The following is a 17,244-nucleotide window of genomic DNA, read 5'->3' as shown; positions in this document are numbered from 1 at the left end:
ACTCTGAGGTATTAACTAGCCGCAAATGTTATAGCCTCCATCGACATAGAGAACCTGTCCGGTGATATGAGCCGCTTTATCTGATACCAGGAACGCAGCCATCTCCCCTACTGACTCGATAGTGACTAATTGATTCAGCGGTGCCTCTTTTGCTGCTTTTTCCATAAGCTGATCAAAATGCTCCAGACCAGAGGCTGCACGGGTCATTATCGGACCAGGAGAAATGGCATTAATCCTGATTTTTTCCTGGCCGAGATCAATAGCCAAATAACGCACGGTCGCCTCTAAAGCCGCTTTCACCGGCCCCATCAGATTGTAATTTTTAATTACTTTTTCGGAACCATAATAACTCATGGTAATTATCGAACCGCCATGACTCATTAGAGGCTCCACCGCTTTGGAAAGACGGATCAGTGAGTGACAGGAAATGTCCATCGCCAATAAAAAACCCTCTTTGGAGCAATCCAGCACTCGGCCCTGCAAATCTGATTTTGGGGCAAAGGCGATGGAATGAATCAGAAAATCCAGCTTTCCCCATTGTTTATGAATTGTTTCAAAAAGAGCGGTGGCTTCCTCTTTGTTACAGACATCAAGAGGCATAAAAATGGGGGCCTTAACTTTTTCAGCCAAAGGCTGTACATATTTTCGCGCTTTTTCATTCTGATAAGTCAGAGCCAGCTCTGCTCCAGCCTGATGCAATACTTTTGCACATCCCCAGGCAATTGATGATTCATTGGCTATGCCGACAATTAATCCTTTTAAACCCATTTTCAAGACTCCTTGTTCAAAATGGCCAGGCTGTGTAAAGCCATCATTTTCTCTTCATTGGCGGCAATGACCAGCACAGAACGTACAGGCAAAAAATGAATAGCATCCATAATTTTTTTTCGGACCGCCATCGAATTTTCACCAATGCCTCCTGTAAATATAATATGATCCACGCCTCCCAAAGAGATAGCCATCATCGCCATATATTGCGCCACTTTCAGGCAAAAGAAATCCATTGCGAACTGCGCTTTTTTATCTTCGCTTTTCTCAAGCAACTGAACATCATTCGTCCAACCGGATAATCCTTTCAAGCCAGACTCTCTGTATAATAGCGACTCCACTTCCTCAATACTGAAACCAAACTGCCTGACTAAATAAGGAATAACGCCCGGATCGATACTGCCGCAGCGCGTACCCATCGGCAAACCATCAAGGGCGGTCAGTCCCATTGTCGTATCTACACTGCGGCCTCCGGACATGGCACAAAGACTAGCTCCGTTCCCCAAATGAGCGGCGATAATCAAGTCTTTATTCAGAGCACTATGATGCTTATCGAGATAATAGCTGATCCATTCATAGGAAAGACCATGAAATCCATAACGCCTTACTCCTGCCTGGCGAATGGTTTCAGGCAGGGCATATTCAGTAAACAATGGCTCATGCCCGGCATGAAAGGCAGTATCAAAACAGGCAATTTGTATAACACTCTTGCCAAGCTGGTAAATATATTCCACCCCGGCAATGTTGTAAGGCTGATGCAAAGGAGCCAAAGGACAAAGCGTTTTCAAATAATCAATAGCATCAGGGGTAATAAGAACTGAATGTTTATAACGCTCACCGCCATGAACAATACGATGTGCTACCGTAAGAATTTTCCATTGGCATTCATGATGCTCTATCCAGTTAAAAATGTATTCCACAGCTAGCCGCTGATCCATGTTCTTTGCAAGACTTAAACTTTCTGCCGGTCCTTCATCAACCCGAGCTGCAAACACAGGCTTGCCGCCAATATTAAAAACCTTGCCACTGGCCAGCAATTCAAGGCTTTCATCAGCCACAAACAATTGAAATTTGACGCTTGAAGAACCGACATTTAATACGAGAATGCTGTTTATTGCCAGGTTCATTTAATCAGACCTTCTTTTCGAGCAGCAGCCATTTTTACAGCCAGTGCACAGGACAGCAGTCGTGTACGAATTGAGTCAGCACGGCTAGTCAAAATGATTGGAACTCTGGCGCCTAATACAAGTCCTGCGGCATCGGCATGTCCAAAAAAAGTGAGCTGTTTGGAAAGCAGATTTCCTGATTCAATATCAGGAACTACCAGAATATCCGCATCCCCTGCCACTTCCGAGATAATATTTTTTTCAATAGCGGCCTGTTTGTTAATCGCATTATCAAACGCCAGAGGACCATCCAAAATAGCCTGAGTAATTTGTTCTCTTTCTGACATCTTACATAATAGTGCCGCATCCACGGTGGCCTGCATCTTCACATTAATAAACTCGGTAGCTGCCAGTATCGCTACCTTGGGCTTTTTATCCATTCCATAAAGCACCCGCCATAAATTGATGGCATTTTGGCAGATATCCGCTTTTTCTGATACCGTAGGCGAAATATTAATCGCAGCGTCTGTGATAACCAATGGTTTATGATAAGAAGGAACGTCCATTACATAGGCATGGCTAATACGGTATTTGGTTCGCAGATTGGCAGAAGAAGGCACTATTGCGCCAAGCAACTCATGAGTTGCTAAAGAACCTTTCATGATCGCATCAACTTTTCCCTCCGCCGCAAGCGACGCGGCTCTGACTGCCGCGGCATCACTATGAGGGCAATCAATAATTTCCCATTGAGACATATCAATATTGGCTTCACTGCCTGCCGCCCTGATTTTAGCGACAGGACCAACCAACAGAGGCCTGATCAATCCCGCCCGTTCGGCATCAGCAATTGCTTCTATGCTGTTCGCTTTAACCGGATGAACAACCACAGTATTAATGGGTCCAATCGTTTTGCAGGATTTGATGATTGGTTCAAATCGGTCATGGTTATGAATTTCGATATCCGGCAAACGTGTTTTGGCAACCTTCAATTTTTTTGTCGGAGCCAATACCCGTGCCTGCCCCTCAATTACGATATCTCCCTTTTGATTTTTTCCTAAACAATTAAAGACGACAATGGGCTTATTTTTCTCCTTGTCAATCACAGTAATTGTTATTAGGACCGTATCTCCGAGATGTACCGGATTTTTAAACTTAAGATCCTGGCCAAGGTAAATAGTACCAGGGCCGGGCAAAGCAGTGCCTAATAAAGCCGAAATCAAACCGCCAGTCCACATACCGTGACCGACAATTCCATGAAATATATCGTTTTGAGCAAATCCGGGATCCATATGAGCAGGATTGATATCGCCTGAAACCGCTGCGAATAAGGCGATATCCTCTGGAGTGAGCTTGCGGCTTAGCATTGCCTGCTGTCCTATGGATAATTCTTCAAAGGTGGTATTTTCAAGAAATTCATCGTTCACAGCTTATATCCCTACGACAGTGTGGTTACAGAAACGCCCATAAGCGTCAACTTCAAAATCCTCTCTCCCCTCAGGGGAGAGAGTTAGAGAGAGGGGTTTAAAATCAACCCTCACCCTAGCCCTTACTGGCATTAAGTTAAGGAATTTAGTCATTCCCGCGAAGGCGGGAATCCATTCCTCAATTGGCATTATAGCTCGCTCAGAGAGGGATCCCCGCCTTCGCGGGGAAGACAGTTTAATATACAGTTGACAACTATCCGCAAACGCGGAATTATGGATTTTTCCTTCAGCGTTTTGGCCGAAGCAACTTACTTTTTTTATTATAATAAGAGTTCCTGGAACGGCTGTCTGATGCGAAAGTTGCTATCGCTTTGAGAACAAGATTACCCGCTTTTGAAAAGGCTTGTAACAAGGCGAAAGCCAGCGTTCTGGCTCTTGTTGAGTGTGTCTTCATAAAGCACTTCCTATGCTAACAAATTAATCATCCATTTTGCGCGCTTACCTGCACGCAGCTTAATGATATAATTTAAACTAAATTCACACAATAATTCTTAAAAAAGAAAACCGGTTATCTAAACTCCTCCCATAAATTCAATTGCTTTGGCCCCTGCTCTATTTTGCGGAATTGACTGGTATTTAAAGCAATCTGCCTTTCAGTATTTAAGCCAAAACGCTTGCAAGCCAACTGGAATCGCATCTTTAACAAATTGGCAAATTCTCCCTCTCCACGCATACGGGTGCCAAATGTCGAATCATATTCTTTACCGCCGCGCATTTGACGAATTAAGCTCATAATATGCGCGGCTCGCTCTGGAAAATGCTTGCCCAGCCATTCCTTAAACAAATCCTTCACTTCGTGGGGTAATCGAAGCAATACATAAGCAGCATTACGCGCTCCGGCCCTGCTGACCGCTTCGAGTACCCCCTCCAGCTCCATATCATTGATCATAGGTATTACTGGCGCGAGCATCACCTGCACTGGGATATTATTTTGAGCCAGCCCCTGCACCCAGCCTTAATCTCGCAGAAGGTGCCGAGGTTCTTGGCTCCATAATGCGCTTCAGATCTGTGGATAATGAAGTAATACTGACCGCCACTTTAGCCAGGTTGCTCTTCGCCATTGCTGTTAGCAGATCGAAATCCCTCTCCAGCAGCGAGTTTTTAGTAATTACCACCACTGGATGCTGATGCTCAAGCAAAACCTCTAACAAGCTGCGGGTTATTTTCAGTTTTCCTTCAACTGGTTGATAAGGATCAGTGTTTGCCCCAATCACGATGGGTTTACACTGGTAATTTGCCTTATTGATTTCCTTTCGCAATAATTCGGCAGCATCCGGTTTGTAGAAAATTTTGGTCTCAAAATCAAGACCAGGAGATAAATCCATATAAGCATGGCTAGGTCTGGCATAGCAGTAAATACATCCGTGCTCGCAGCCCTTGTATGGGTTAATCGACTGTTCAAAGCCAATGTCAGGGGATTCATTGCGGCTAATAATTGTTTTTGCTGATTCAGGATATAAAAAAGTTTCAAGCGGCGGCAGCGCTTCTTCCTCCCTGTTCCATCCATCATCATAGTATTCATGACTTGTTTTTGTAAAACGTCCTTCCGGGTTAGACAAAGCGCCTCGATTTTTTATAGTGGGTCCAGTTTTCATGATCAATAATTCAACATAGTTTGATGCAATTTTACCCAAACCAGTTAAAATTTGTAGCTCAAATCAGCAAATATGTATTGTAAAAACCCGAGTATTTAAAAACGGGAATGACTGCATCAGGGGCTTGTCAGGCGGTTTTTAACTCTTTTTGTCTGCCAGTGTTTTTGCCTCTTTCCACAAGGCCATCAACTGTTCAAATGATAAATGGTCAAGATTATTTAAATTCTGACTTTTAGCTAATTGCTTGACTACTGAAAAGCGCTGCTCAAATTTGTTCAAACTCTTTTCCAGGGTTAATTCAGGATCATAACCGCAATATACGCAAAGCGATAACACCGCATGGAGCAGATCGCCAATCTCATATTGCAGTAAATCATTTTCTGCAAGGTCCTGATCCAGCAACTGATTGACTTCTACGCACTCGCTTTCAACTTGTGCCAGAATCTGCCGGGCATTTTCCCAACGAAAACCAAACTGCATGGCATCCAGTTCCAAATCGATCAACTTATTAAATAAATTCATAACTTGAATAGTTCCAAGTGCGGTAGAGAGTCATTATCAGGGAGGATTCATTTTTATTCCAGTCTTAGAGTCCTGGATTCGCTCGAATTAGCTGATATTTACGTCTCTTGGATGTGAATACGCATTGCCAACAGATTTTAAACAGCAACGGGATACCTGCCTGCAGACTAAATTCTTCTGGAGTTAATTAACTTTGACTGCCTGCCTGATTTTCATTAAGCTTTGGTAAAATGAAATGCTAAGGACGTCATCATGCCGGTACTGCAAGGAAGTCACATTAGAACCTACTATGAAATTCATGGACAAGGTCAACCGCTGGTATTGATTGCCGGGTACACCGGCGATCACAATTTCTGGAATCTTATGTTGCCGCAACTGGCAAATCAATTTCAGGTCGTCATTTTTGATAATCGCGGAATTGGTGAAACAACTGATAAGGGAGAGCCCTTTACTTTAGAAACCATGGCAGCCGATGTGATTGCATTGATTGAAGCTCTTGGGTTGCTAAAGCCGCATATTCTGGGCCAGTCAATGGGTGGCGCAATTGCACAGATTGTTGCCCGAAACTATCTCGATCGAATCGGTAAACTAATCCTATTAAATACCGTTTCACGTTTCAATCAACGGACCATCAGAACGCTGGAGAGTTTACTGCGTTGCCGCAAAGAAGGGGTATCCTTTGATTTGTTTATGGATTTGGCCATGCCCTGGTTTCTTTCCAATGCCTACCTGAGCAATGAACACAATATTTTATTATTTAAAGAGGTGCTTAAAAATAGTCCCATTCCTCAAACCATTGAGGATCAGCAACGCCAGCTCAGAGCACTTGCTACATTTGACTCCACCGCCTGGCTGGGAGAACTCCATGTTCCCAGTCTGGTCATTGCCGCAGAAGAAGATATCATCACCTTACCGGGAGAGAGCGAAGCTCTGGCGAAAATGTTACCCAATGCAGCATTCATGAAGGTCCATGGTGCTCATTCCAGCCCTCTGGAACAAGCGCAAAGGGTCAATGAATTAGTTTTAAAATTTTGTGCTTAAAGATCCCCTGAATAAACTATGTTTGGACAGATGACTTTAGCCCGCTGAATTAGGGCGGGCGCAATCCTAATATGTACCCTATTGCTTCAATCTCTCTTTAATCGTTTGTGCCGTATCATTTATAACCGTTAGCAACTGCTGGAAAAGCTGCTCCAGTAATGCAGTATGGCCTGACAATTGATACTCCTCCAAACACTGACAAGCCCATTGCAAACGTATATTCCCGCAATACATTGCACTGCTCTTCAGTTTGTGAGCCAGTTTGGCTACTTTCTGCCAATCTCGTTCAGAATGTGCTTTGGCTAATTCTTCTCCAATGGCAGGTAATTCTTTTTCTAGCAATAAACTGAGCATTTCGCGTAAAGTGGTAAAATCACCCAGATTAGCAATGCCAATAGTTTCATCGAATAACGTATGGCCTGACAAGGCAAAATAATGGAGCTCCTTGTTATCGCTGACGTGGTGAACGAATTTGTCTTCTGCAATGAATTCTTTCAAAAGAGCTTGAAATGCCGGGAGAGTCACCGGTTTGCTGATTAATTTATTCATTCCAGCAGGAAGCTCCAGGGTATCCCTGGATGATAAAGACTGCGCAGTCAGGCCCACAAAAGGAATAGGCGCTCGGCCCTCCTGCTGCTCAAGCTCACGCAATCTATTTAACATCTCATGTCCCGAAATCCCTGGCAAACCCAGATCGCTGATGATTAAATCAAAGGGTTGTTGTTGCAAAAGCTGCAATGCTTCTTCTCCGGAGGTGGCAATCTGATAATGGCATCCGGATTTTTGCGCCATAATTTCCACAGTTTTTAATGCGACCGGATTATCCTCAACTAACAATAAGCGCGCCTCATGGTTGGATATTTCATGTTCGGAATTTAATTTTTCGTCATCCTGATACGTTTCATCATAACTTATGTCAGGCTCAGCCAACACCATCGGAAGTCGGAAGTAAAATCGGGTTCCCTTTCCAATAGTACTGCTTAAATTAATTTCCCCTCCTAGCAACTCCACATAGGTTTTCACAATATGCAAACCAACCCCATGCCCCTGATATTGTGCTTTATTGGATGGGTTTACTTTAAAAAACCGATCAAACACCTTGGCTTGCGCCTCTTCGCTAATACCTAAACCTGAATCAAATACCGAAAACTCCAAAGTCACCTTATTCTCTTCCTCTGAAAGCTTTTGAATGCTTACTCCAACATGGCCTTCCTGGGTGAATTTAATGGCGTTTCCAAGCAAATTCAGCAAAATGCGATGAATTTTGATGCGATCACTGATAAACCAATCGGGAACATCTGGCTTGATATCAACCAGAAACTCAAGCTTTCGCATTAACACAGAAGGTTGTTCCAGCTGGACAATATCTTTTATTAGTTTTCTCAGGCTGAAATGCTCATAATGCAAATCTTTTTCCTGAATGTTCCCAGAAGAAACAATTTCCAGAACGCCGTTAAGTAATGCAAGCAACTGGGTACCGCTTTCGTGTATCCAGCGAGAATATTGCATCTCTTCCTGTGTATTGGCATTTTCCTCAAGCAGGTTGGACATGCTGATTATGCCGGTAATAGGCGTGCGAATGTCATGGCTCATATTGGCGAGAAACTCGTCTTTGGCAATGTTGGCGGCTTCTGCCAATTCTTTTGCCTCACGCAATGCTTCTGCCCGTTTATTATCTTCCGTAACGTCCGTGGCCACTCCGGTGACGCCATAGCAAATCCCCTGCTCATCAAATAATGGAAATCCATTATCAATAATCCAGCGTATTTCACCATCGGGACGAATAATCCGATAATGTTCCGAATAACGGGCTCGCTCGCCCAGGCGGCTCACTTTTTCAGCCATTTCGGAAATAGGATTATGATCCATTGCATCATCAGGATGAAGAAAATCCATCCATATCGATGGATTATTGTATAATTGCTCGCGAGAACGCCCCCAGATGCGCTCAAACGATGGGCTAATGTATTGAATTTTCTTGAAATCCGGGCTGCTAATCCAATACACCTGATCACTATGTTCAGAGAATTTTGCCAGGAAATCTCCGACTTCATTAATAGTGAGATGAATCTTGTCCTTTTTTTCACCCATTGGAATGCTAGACTAAGAAATGTATAATTAAAATTTTAGCAAACTATATTTATTTTGCGCACTATTTATTTTGGAGCAAACATGAGAGACCCCGTAGGCCAAAATGCAAATAATGCTGATCAGGTAATGACACAAGCAACTTGGGTAAACCACATCGAATCGCTTATCGAGCAAGGTCTTTCCCCAAAAGAAATTGCGGCCGGGATGTTAAAACCAACCGGCAAAACTGGCTACCTGAATCTACAAAACAAACCCTACCTAATCAAGGCAGGCATGGGAAGACCGACTTATCCCGCTTCCGTTGCCGCCGTTTTGAAAAAGTACTTCTCTAATATAGAGGAAACGGCTAAAAAAGAAAGACGTGAGTTAGAAAATACTTCCGGCAAGGGTGCACTGGATTACGGTGATCCCCAGGGAGATGAGGCGAATCGAAAAATGATGGCCGCCGCTATGTCCAATTGGTATGATGCCCCAATCTCACCTCAGGATATTCTGTTTACTGTCGGTGGAGCCGGAGGCCTGCATTTAGTATTTGAAGTGCTGAATCAATTAAATGATAACGTGCCCTTCCGGATGATAACTCCTTTTCCTCATTATTCACTCTATGCTTCAAATCCCGGGCATAAACTTCATCCTATCGATGTGTTCAAGCTCCCTGGATACAAACTGACTGCCGAGGCGATTGAGGCCAGTATTATTGAAGCTTATGAAGCGGCCAAAGAAGATCATATCCAGCCCAAAGCGATTTTAATTTGTAATCCCAATAACCCGATGGGTACAGTGATTGACGCAGAAGAGATGAAAAAAATTGCGGTCGTACTTAAAAAATACCCTGATTTGCGCGTCATCTTTGATGAAGCCTATACAGAAATGAATTATGTGCGCAGGGGTCTTCTGGAAATACTTGAAGACTTACTTAAAGAAAACCCGAATTTAAAAATTATTCTTGATGAAGCCCATGAAAAAATGGGGATGGAAGAAAAAGTTAATTTTTTAAATCTGGTGGGTGCCCTGCTCCAACAACATAAGCTTCAGAAGGAACATTTGCCCAATCTGAGAAAAGAATACTATAAAACCCTGGATACGGTAATGAGCGGTTCCATTTCACTCAACACGATGTACAGGTTCCTCACCTTGAGGTCGCAACTGGCCTATCTCGAAAAGGCCGCTAGTAATCTGCTGGTTGATAAATCCATCAAAGATAACTATGGCGACAAGGTCTATCATTCCCTGAGGAAACTCGCATCGGCTCTGGAAAAAGATCCAAGACTTCCTGAAATGCTGGAACAGGCTCAGGCTATCAAAGATAAGGAAAATGCTTCACTGGCAAAGCTGGCCCCTGAGTTACTTGATCGAATTATTATTATGCGTTCAGCAACAAAAGCCTTCTCTGCCGCAGGAGAGAGGCTAGCTGTTTTAATGGCCTTTGATCCTGTGTTTATGCGTGAACTCAAAACCTTGCAAATCAACACCGTGGGTCATGCGCCGCGCTCTTTACAAAAAGCCTATGCCGAAACGATGGCGAATCTTAATGAAAAAGAGCATCTGCTCATGAAGTATTTTTATAAGGCAAAAGTCGATTATGTAACCCAGCGTGCCAAACAAATGGGGATTACCCTGCCTTCAGCCGAGTATCGTACCGAGGGCACCTTCTATGTTCCAGTGGATTTAAGTGAATTATTTGGAATGAAAATTCCTAAAGGCGCAAGCAGAGCGCTGGAAAAAGAGGGGGTAGTCAGCAATGATTTGGAGTTAGCTTATAGTTTGCTATATAAAGATCTGCTGTCCATTAGTCCTTTTTCCTATTGTGGTGTCGACGGTAAAAAAGGATATATGCGTATTACCTGCTGCAGCCCGCAGGATGAGTTACGTGAAATGATGGACCGAATCGAAAAGCGCATTCTTAAAGTCAGACTTGAAAAGAATAAAAAAATGCGCCATGAAATTGAACAATTACTTCATAGTTATGAAAATATTGAAACTACCTTTTCAAGAAGCAGTTTATTAGCTGAGCCGTCTTCAAGAGATCGCTGGGCTGAGCAAAGTCCTAAAAATGAACCCTCTCTATCATCAAGCCAGGAAGAAGAAAGAAGCAGTATCGAGGAATTTGCCCGCGAAATCAGAATTCGTTATCAAAACATTAGCAGGGAAAAGGAACCCAGCGCACGTGGAGTTAAAAAAGCAAATCAACAGCTTGAAAACATACTGTCGGAATTGCGGCCTGCAATTATGAGAGCAACCCGATTAGGCCAAAGAATAGCCGCTCGCAAAATTAAAAACTTCCTATCCCATAATTTTCTTGCCAGCAAGAATGTTAAAGACAAAAAAAACCAGCAGCGCGAAGAAGATGCAATCTGGAAGAGAGTTGTCGATAAAATGTTTAATAAAGATTGCCCACAAAAAGAAAGCCTTCTCTGCCTTACACGTGAAAAACGAATGGACTATGCCGAATATACAGAGGCACTCAATAAGTTACAAACTAATGACAGCGTTCCCCAGCGCCCTCGCACACAATAACTTATAGTCAATCTGCCATTAATTTAAGCAATTCTCCAATTTCCTGTAGGTTGGGCCCTTGGCCTAACCTACAATAATCTTTAATGGCCGTGCCCCAAAGCCTTTACTTTTCATTTTCCCAACTCGATGCCATACTCATTTCTTTCAATACCGAGCAGATCTTGTGATAAAAAAAACAGCCTATCTTGTTATGGTAACAATGATCATTGGAGTGCTTTCAGGCCTTGGTGGAATGTGTATCGCCTTGCTATTGCACTGGATACAGCATATTGCTTACGGTTACAGTCTACAGCATATTATCAGCCCGGAAAGCTTTCTCCAGGGTGTCGAGGCAGCGTCGGGCGAACGCCGGCTATTGGTTTTAGTCATTTGCGGCCTGATTGCCGGAATTGGCTGGGGGCTTCTCTATCGCTTTGGCACTCCACTGCTTGGAATCTCCAACTCCATTAAAAAAGCCGAACCTATGCCGGTCATTGCAACAAGCATCCACTCTCTTCTGCAGGTAATAACCGTTGCACTTGGTTCACCGCTGGGCAGAGAAGTAGCTCCTCGCGAAATAGGCGCACTGTTCGCTGGATGGATTTCGCAAAAAAGCGGGCTGAGAAGCGAAGATACCAAAATAATGATCGCTTGTGGGGCAGGTGCTGGCCTGGCCGCGGTTTACAACGTTCCATTGGGCGGCGCTCTGTTTATTGCAGAAGTCTTGTTGCTTAGCTTCAACTGGTCGGTGCTGCTTCCGGCCCTGGTTAGTTCGACTATTGCGGTCGCCGTCTCCTGGATTGGTCTCGGTAATCAACCGCAATATGATCTTTCAGGGTTAGTGCTCAGCCCCGGAATTATGGCCTGGTCAATACTCACCGGACCTGTTTATGGGCTTGCGGGTTACTGGTTCAGTAGAATCGCGAATCAATGCCGTAAAGCGGCGAAGCACAACTGGCAACTACCTATTCTTTGTATTCTTAATTTTAGCTTAATCGGCGTGCTGGCTATTTTCTTTCCGGCTATTTTAGGGAACGGTAAAAGCGTCATTCATGTCGAATTTGGCGCCGTCACGCTGATGTCGCTCTCGGCAATATTATTCCTGTTGCGTGTTATAACCACCTGGTCGAGTTTACGGGCCGGGGCAGAAGGGGGCTTGTTAACCCCCTCCATGGCGGCCGGTGCCTTGTTGGGCGGTTTTTTAGGGGGTTTATGGAATCTGTATTTTCCAGGTATAATCCCCGCGTCCTTTGCTGCAATTGGCGCCACCGCGATGCTGGCTGCAAGCCAAAAAATGCCGCTGACTGCTATTGTGCTTATCTTTGAATTTACCCGTATCGATTTCAGTTTTATTATGCCCGTCCTCTTTGCAGTATGCGGATCACTTGCCGTTTGCAAATTGTGCATGAGCCTTGAAAAATAACCCGCTCAACCGGGTTTATTGCATCAGGACATGCGATAGATGAGCGTACCAGAAAGGCCATTATCCTGAACATTGGAAGCCCATTGTGCAATATAGGAAAGCTTCAACTGCAAATGATCCATTTCTGGGCGTTGCAATAATAATCCGGCATCAATTAACACCGAATTGCGGGCAATGGGGCTGCCGTAAATAGTAAACGGATTGCTGCCGCTATTAAACGCCATCAGGGTCTGCGGATCAAGATGATGATTGGCGTGCTGCCATCCGAGCATTAAACGCTGAGCGATGTTAACTTTGTCATTGACGAGCAGATTCGAGGTCTCACGAAGCCCCAGAGTTGAATAGAAAACATTTTCCTGACCGCGGCCATTTAAGGCGGCAGAACTCGCTGACTCGAAAAAGCGGCGCGTTTCCACATTCACATAGCTCCCGCCTATAAAAGGCTCTGCCTCTATGTTGTTCATTGAGAGCGGATAGCCTAATTCCCCGAACAATTGGGCCGTATCGCCGTTGGAACTGGATTTAACCGAGCTGGAAAAACCGGGAAATACAATATTACGTTGCGTATGAATATCATGCCAGGTATAGGCAGCTCCACCTCGTAAATTAAACCAGGACAGACGACTGCCCGCATAAACTCCCAGATCATAATTGTCGCTGGATACCCAGGAGTTGCGTGCATACACTTTAATGTCTGAATTACTAACCCCGCCAATCATTCCGAGACGAAATGGCAAAACAGAGGTCGTGTCCGCTCCCAGAAAAAATCCACGGGTTCTGCGATCAGTTTGCGCCGCATTCCCATTGCCTTCCAGTTTACCCCAGGCGCCAAAACCCTGGCCCCACCAGGTGAGACCTGACTGCTTTTGGAGTTTCTGATTAGCATCCACCTGTAAACCTTTAACGCCGGAGAAAGCCTGTTGCAAGCGGTTTAGAGCCGCATAGCGCAGATAACGGCTTTCTTCCATAAAGGCGCCTAATGTCGATACATGGATTTCTCCAGAAAGGCTGTCAAATGCCTGTGGGGCGAACTGTAAACTGCTGAGGTTACTGATTGCGTCAAATACCGGATTACCGCCGCCAAGACTCTCTACCCCTTCCGCCGTATTGAATTGATTGACAGTTAGGGCGGCACTGGAGAATCGCAAACCATTTCGCAGAATATCCAGATAAACATGCTGCGGATCATAGGCAAGAATAAAATCCAGAAACGGTAAATGCTCATTAAGACTATTGTAGGTCCCTGTAACCCCGCCAAGCGCTGTTAAAATGGTATAGCGCGTTCCAGCGGAATAAACCCCAGGGCTTTGAAGCAATAATACTTCGGCGCCAGCGATATTCGCTGTTCCTCCTATACTGATCAAATCCGATTGACCGGCTGGGTTAATTTCAAGCTCGTAAACCGAGCCAGGAAGCTGCAGGTAATTGCCCAGCACAGACAAAGTGCCAATTGAATTGCCTGGGGCAATAGTTCCGCCAATGACTGCATAACCCACTGAACCTGTACCTTGCAGGCGCGCGCCAGGCAAAACATCAATCGCGCCGGGGAGGCTGCCATCGATTCGTAAAATCCCCTGATTAACACTTGTTGGGCCGGTATAAGTCTGTTGGCCGCCAATGGTTAACTGGCCTGCCCCTGTTTTGGTTAAGCCGCCGCAGCCATCAAACACATTATCGGTCCCGATATTAAAACCATTGGAATCAATTGTTAAGCCCTGGCAACTCACGAACAACTGTCCAGGAAGAAAACCGCTGATAAACTGGTCATTATTTCCATTAGCTCTGAGAATACCCCCGTCGAAATGAGTGGCAATGAAGAGACTGTTACCCACTAACTGATTCGTCTTCAAAACCCCATTGGCAACAATCTCAAGCAGAGCAGAGCCGCTTCCAAGGACAGTTTTCTCCATCACATTGACCAGCCCTCCATCCTGAATACTGAGAAAACCCGCAGAGTTTTGTCCCACTGTCAAAGACGTATTATTCCAGACTGAGCCCTCACCATTCACTATCACCGCGCCCACGGCTCCTGCGTCGGCAGCAATAATCCCCTGCTGATTACTCACCGTTCCGCCGCCGCTTATAAACAGACTGCCGTTTCCGGATCCACCGATAGTCAGGCTGCCGTTGTTAGACCATAGTGAATTTTCGCCATTCACATCGGCAATACTGACTGAGCTCGCGCCCGCAGCAATTACGGCTGATTGGGAGGTAACCAGACCGCCAAAGAAAATCGACAGCGATCCGTCTGATAATAATCCTATGTATAAATTGCCTTGGGTATGCCATTGTGAGCCCTCACCTTCTACACCCACGCCTCCTGTAGAACCCATGTCCGCACCGAGTATGGCATTCAGATTGGATACCATGCCCCCGTCACAAATACACAAATCGCCGAATCCGCCCTTTCCGATAATCAGATCACCACTATTAATCCACTGCGACCCCGGACCCACCACATCAATCACACCCACCGCATTTGAAGTATAAGCAACCGTGGTGGTGTTACTATTGACCTGGCTGCCATTATCAATAATTACGTCTCCGGTTCCATCAAAGCCGATTAACCATTGGCTATTGATGTTCAGCAAGCCGTTATCCATCGCCAATATACCAAGAGAACCAGCGGTTAGACCCATGGTGAAGTTAGCCGTATTGACGGCCCCCCCATCCAGGATATTTAAATTGCCAGTGCCAAAACCGCCAAGCTCGAGTACAGCTGCATTACTCCACTGTGAGCCAGAACCATTTACACTCACCGTTCCGCTTGAGCCCACATTGGTACCGATTTGCGCCAGAAAATCGCTTACGACACCTCCATTTACAATATCCAGTATCCCTTCATTGGTATCACCAACGATTAAGGACACCAGAAATGCCGTTGAATTGCCGTTGACTTCAGTCGAGTTAGGAATAATTGTATCTATGATTACGGAATCACCTGGAGCTGGGACTCCTGGAACCCAGTTCAAAGGATCAAACCAGTCGTTTGACACTGACCCTGTCCAGTCAACTGCCCATGCGGGATTGGATAAGCAGAAAATAGTCAATAAGGAAATTAATGGTTTGCCGGAAAAGAAGAAATGGGTTCTTGTTTTAAGTGTGTGGTTCAAATTCTAAGCTCCGTTTAAACATCCTTGTTTTCCTGAATCTTCATTTAATGGCACTAACTTAAGGCTTTAACGCCTACTCCTACGTCCCTTGGCTTGTCCGAGGGACGTAGTTAAATATCTTAAGTAAGTGTCATTGGGCCAAGGGCCCAACATGTAACTGCAGAATTCTCGCAGACATTACATCAGATCAAATTTGATAATACTTGAAATTATTCAAGTGTGAAATGGGCTTTAGTATGTACCCTGCCTTGCTAAAGACTATCCGACTCCAAAGCTTTCAACTCCAGACCCTCAATCTCCTGCAAGGATTTTCCGGCGATACCTTGTAAATCGCCATACATTCCTACGGTGGCATTCATCACCCGTTCGATTTGCTCGGTACGCTTCGCCCATTGTTTCATAATCGCTTTACGCTCTTTATCCAGGTCCGTCTGCATTGAGGAAAAGGCTTCAACGATGGCTTCAATCCGCTGCCGGAAGCGAGATCCGGTGAGATATTGATAAACCATTTCCATTTTGCCTAACTGGCCTTCAGACGATTTTCTGGCAAGAGACAATTCGAGTAAGGACTGACGAAGGATTGTCGCCACGGGAAAGGCTGCTTTTGGATGAGTAACCCAAACGCCGTCAATCAAATCGAAGGTTTCAACCCCATCCGGTAGGGCCTGACTGACCAGAACCGAAATTTCCGCTTTCGCGCTGCGCTGGTCCTCTCTCAATTTACTTAACCAGCCATCACTCCAGTGTTTGGTGCGCTTGGATTCCCATAAAATACTCCCGCAGGCCTGCTGATTACCTCCAAATACCCTTTGCAGCACATCACCGCCAAACTCGCCTTTGGGCACCGGTTCAATTAAATCAAAGGGAAATTTGGTCTGCAGCATGGACTCCAGATAAAGCTCCTGCACTTCCCCCTGCAATTGCTGCGAACCCTGCTCCGCTTTTCGCTTCAGGTCTTCAATCTGTTTCTGCATGCTGGAAATGGTTTGTTCTTTTTCCCTGATTTTAAAAACCAGCCCTTCTTCTGCTTCAAGACGCGCCTTATTCTTAACCGACTCAAGGCCCTCATTAATACGCTTTTCAATGGTTAAATCCATTTCACGTTTTGCATCTTCCAGCTCACGCTGTTTTTTAATCGCTTCCGCCTGCATCTTTTGCGCTTCAGCAAGTTTTTCATCACGGGTCTTAAGAATGGCCTGTAATTCAGCAATCTCTTTGAGCCTGTTTTCCAAATCGGAACCCATTGCGAGTTTAGCTTTTTGCGATTCTTCGACAGCGATGCGGCTGCGCTCTTTTTTAAGTTGAGCCTCAAGCTCATCAGCAATTTTCTTTTGCATTTGCTGCTCAGCTTGTTTCAGCAGATTCTCTTTCTGGCGTACCGCTTCTTCTTTCGCAAATATTGCCTGATCTTTTTCCAGTAATTGCTGCTGGAATTGCTTTTTTGTGGTTTCAATCAAAGGCGCTGCCAGTGATTCGGTTAACTTGATGTCTGTTTTACAGGAAGGACAGCGAATGGTGGGCTCAGTCATTGTTCACCGATGAAGAGAAAAAGCCCATTTTAAATACCTCTGAACAAAACATCCACTTCTGTACGAAAAAATATTT

11 protein-coding genes and 1 pseudogene are annotated in these 17,244 nt (G+C 44.9%); 3 read left to right on the top strand and 9 right to left on the bottom strand.

Going from position 1 to position 17,244, the window contains the following annotated elements; all coding sequences use genetic code 11:
• Nucleotides 1–15 precede the first annotated feature (15 nt).
• The 6 genes and pseudogenes from fabI to DYH61_RS03125 all read right to left on the bottom strand — a co-directional run bounded on the left by fabI (nucleotide 16) and on the right by DYH61_RS03125 (nucleotide 5,475).
• Complete coding sequence (fabI, locus tag DYH61_RS03150) at nucleotides 16–768, bottom strand: enoyl-ACP reductase FabI (protein WP_058506390.1); 753 nt, start codon at nucleotides 766–768, stop codon at nucleotides 16–18.
• Nucleotides 769–770: 2 nt separating this feature from the next.
• Nucleotides 771–1,895 (bottom strand): acetate/propionate family kinase, encoded by a 1,125-nt coding sequence (locus DYH61_RS03145; protein WP_058506389.1) that lies wholly within the window; start codon nucleotides 1,893–1,895, stop codon nucleotides 771–773.
• Nucleotides 1,892–3,298: a bifunctional enoyl-CoA hydratase/phosphate acetyltransferase gene (locus DYH61_RS03140; RefSeq protein WP_058506388.1), complete on the bottom strand. Its 1,407-nt coding sequence runs from the start codon at nucleotides 3,296–3,298 to the stop codon at nucleotides 1,892–1,894. Before DYH61_RS03140 ends, DYH61_RS03145 begins: the two co-directional genes overlap by 4 nt.
• 286 nt (nucleotides 3,299–3,584) lie before the next feature.
• Nucleotides 3,585–3,752 (bottom strand): hypothetical protein, encoded by a 168-nt coding sequence (locus DYH61_RS15590; protein WP_157072282.1) that lies wholly within the window; start codon nucleotides 3,750–3,752, stop codon nucleotides 3,585–3,587.
• 114 nt (nucleotides 3,753–3,866) lie between these two features.
• Nucleotides 3,867–4,953: pseudogene (locus DYH61_RS15955) on the bottom strand (PA0069 family radical SAM protein).
• A 138-nt stretch (nucleotides 4,954–5,091) separates the two neighbouring features.
• Nucleotides 5,092–5,475 carry a nucleoside triphosphate pyrophosphohydrolase family protein gene (locus tag DYH61_RS03125; protein WP_058506386.1) on the bottom strand — a complete coding sequence of 128 codons (384 nt, stop codon included), beginning with the start codon at nucleotides 5,473–5,475 and terminating at the stop codon, nucleotides 5,092–5,094.
• 252 nt (nucleotides 5,476–5,727) lie between these two features.
• Here DYH61_RS03125 and DYH61_RS03120 point away from each other — a divergent pair, with 252 nt between their 5' ends.
• Complete coding sequence (locus DYH61_RS03120) at nucleotides 5,728–6,516, top strand: alpha/beta fold hydrolase (protein WP_058506385.1); 789 nt, start codon at nucleotides 5,728–5,730, stop codon at nucleotides 6,514–6,516.
• A gap of 78 nt (nucleotides 6,517–6,594) precedes the next feature.
• Here DYH61_RS03120 and DYH61_RS03115 read toward each other — a convergent pair whose 3' ends face one another.
• Nucleotides 6,595–8,607 (bottom strand): PAS domain-containing hybrid sensor histidine kinase/response regulator, encoded by a 2,013-nt coding sequence (locus DYH61_RS03115; RefSeq protein ID WP_058506384.1) that lies wholly within the window; start codon nucleotides 8,605–8,607, stop codon nucleotides 6,595–6,597.
• Nucleotides 8,608–8,688: 81 nt separating this feature from the next.
• On the opposite strand from DYH61_RS03115, the gene DYH61_RS03110 reads away from it, so the two are divergent.
• Entirely contained in the window at nucleotides 8,689–11,124 is a 2,436-nt protein-coding gene (locus DYH61_RS03110; protein ID WP_058506383.1) for an aminotransferase class I/II-fold pyridoxal phosphate-dependent enzyme, read from the top strand.
• 163 nt (nucleotides 11,125–11,287) lie between these two features.
• A complete protein-coding gene (locus DYH61_RS03105; RefSeq protein WP_407927341.1) occupies nucleotides 11,288–12,526 on the top strand; it encodes a chloride channel protein in 1,239 nt (412 codons plus the stop codon).
• A 23-nt stretch (nucleotides 12,527–12,549) separates the two neighbouring features.
• Here DYH61_RS03105 and DYH61_RS03100 read toward each other — a convergent pair whose 3' ends face one another.
• Together DYH61_RS03100 and DYH61_RS03095 are read right to left on the bottom strand one after the other, a co-directional pair.
• Complete coding sequence (locus tag DYH61_RS03100; protein WP_083499142.1) at nucleotides 12,550–15,639, bottom strand: autotransporter outer membrane beta-barrel domain-containing protein; 3,090 nt, start codon at nucleotides 15,637–15,639, stop codon at nucleotides 12,550–12,552.
• Nucleotides 15,640–15,890: 251 nt separating this feature from the next.
• Nucleotides 15,891–17,168, bottom strand: coding sequence for a DUF2130 domain-containing protein (locus DYH61_RS03095; RefSeq protein ID WP_058506380.1), 1,278 nt, complete (start codon nucleotides 17,166–17,168; stop codon nucleotides 15,891–15,893).
• Nucleotides 17,169–17,244 lie beyond the last annotated feature (76 nt).

The sequence above is a fragment of the Legionella quinlivanii genome, from assembly GCF_900461555.1.
GTDB classification, from domain to species: domain Bacteria; phylum Pseudomonadota; class Gammaproteobacteria; order Legionellales; family Legionellaceae; genus Legionella_C; species Legionella_C quinlivanii.
This window is presented reverse-complemented; position numbering and strand designations above follow the sequence as displayed.

Bases quoted from the DNA above. Each gene is read 5' to 3' on its own strand.
- fabI (WP_058506390.1), bottom strand. From the start codon at position 768: ATGGGTTTAAAAGGATTAATTGTCGGCATAGCCAATGAATCATCAATT.
- DYH61_RS03145 (WP_058506389.1), bottom strand. From the start codon at position 1,895: ATGAACCTGGCAATAAACAGCATTCTCGTATTAAATGTCGGTTCTTCA.
- DYH61_RS15590 (WP_157072282.1), bottom strand. From the start codon at position 3,752: ATGAAGACACACTCAACAAGAGCCAGAACGCTGGCTTTCGCCTTGTTA.
- DYH61_RS03125 (WP_058506386.1), bottom strand. From the start codon at position 5,475: ATGAATTTATTTAATAAGTTGATCGATTTGGAACTGGATGCCATGCAG.
- DYH61_RS03120 (WP_058506385.1), top strand. From the start codon at position 5,728: ATGCCGGTACTGCAAGGAAGTCACATTAGAACCTACTATGAAATTCAT.
- DYH61_RS03115 (WP_058506384.1), bottom strand. From the start codon at position 8,607: ATGGGTGAAAAAAAGGACAAGATTCATCTCACTATTAATGAAGTCGGA.
- DYH61_RS03110 (WP_058506383.1), top strand. From the start codon at position 8,689: ATGAGAGACCCCGTAGGCCAAAATGCAAATAATGCTGATCAGGTAATG.
- DYH61_RS03095 (WP_058506380.1), bottom strand. From the start codon at position 17,168: ATGACTGAGCCCACCATTCGCTGTCCTTCCTGTAAAACAGACATCAAG.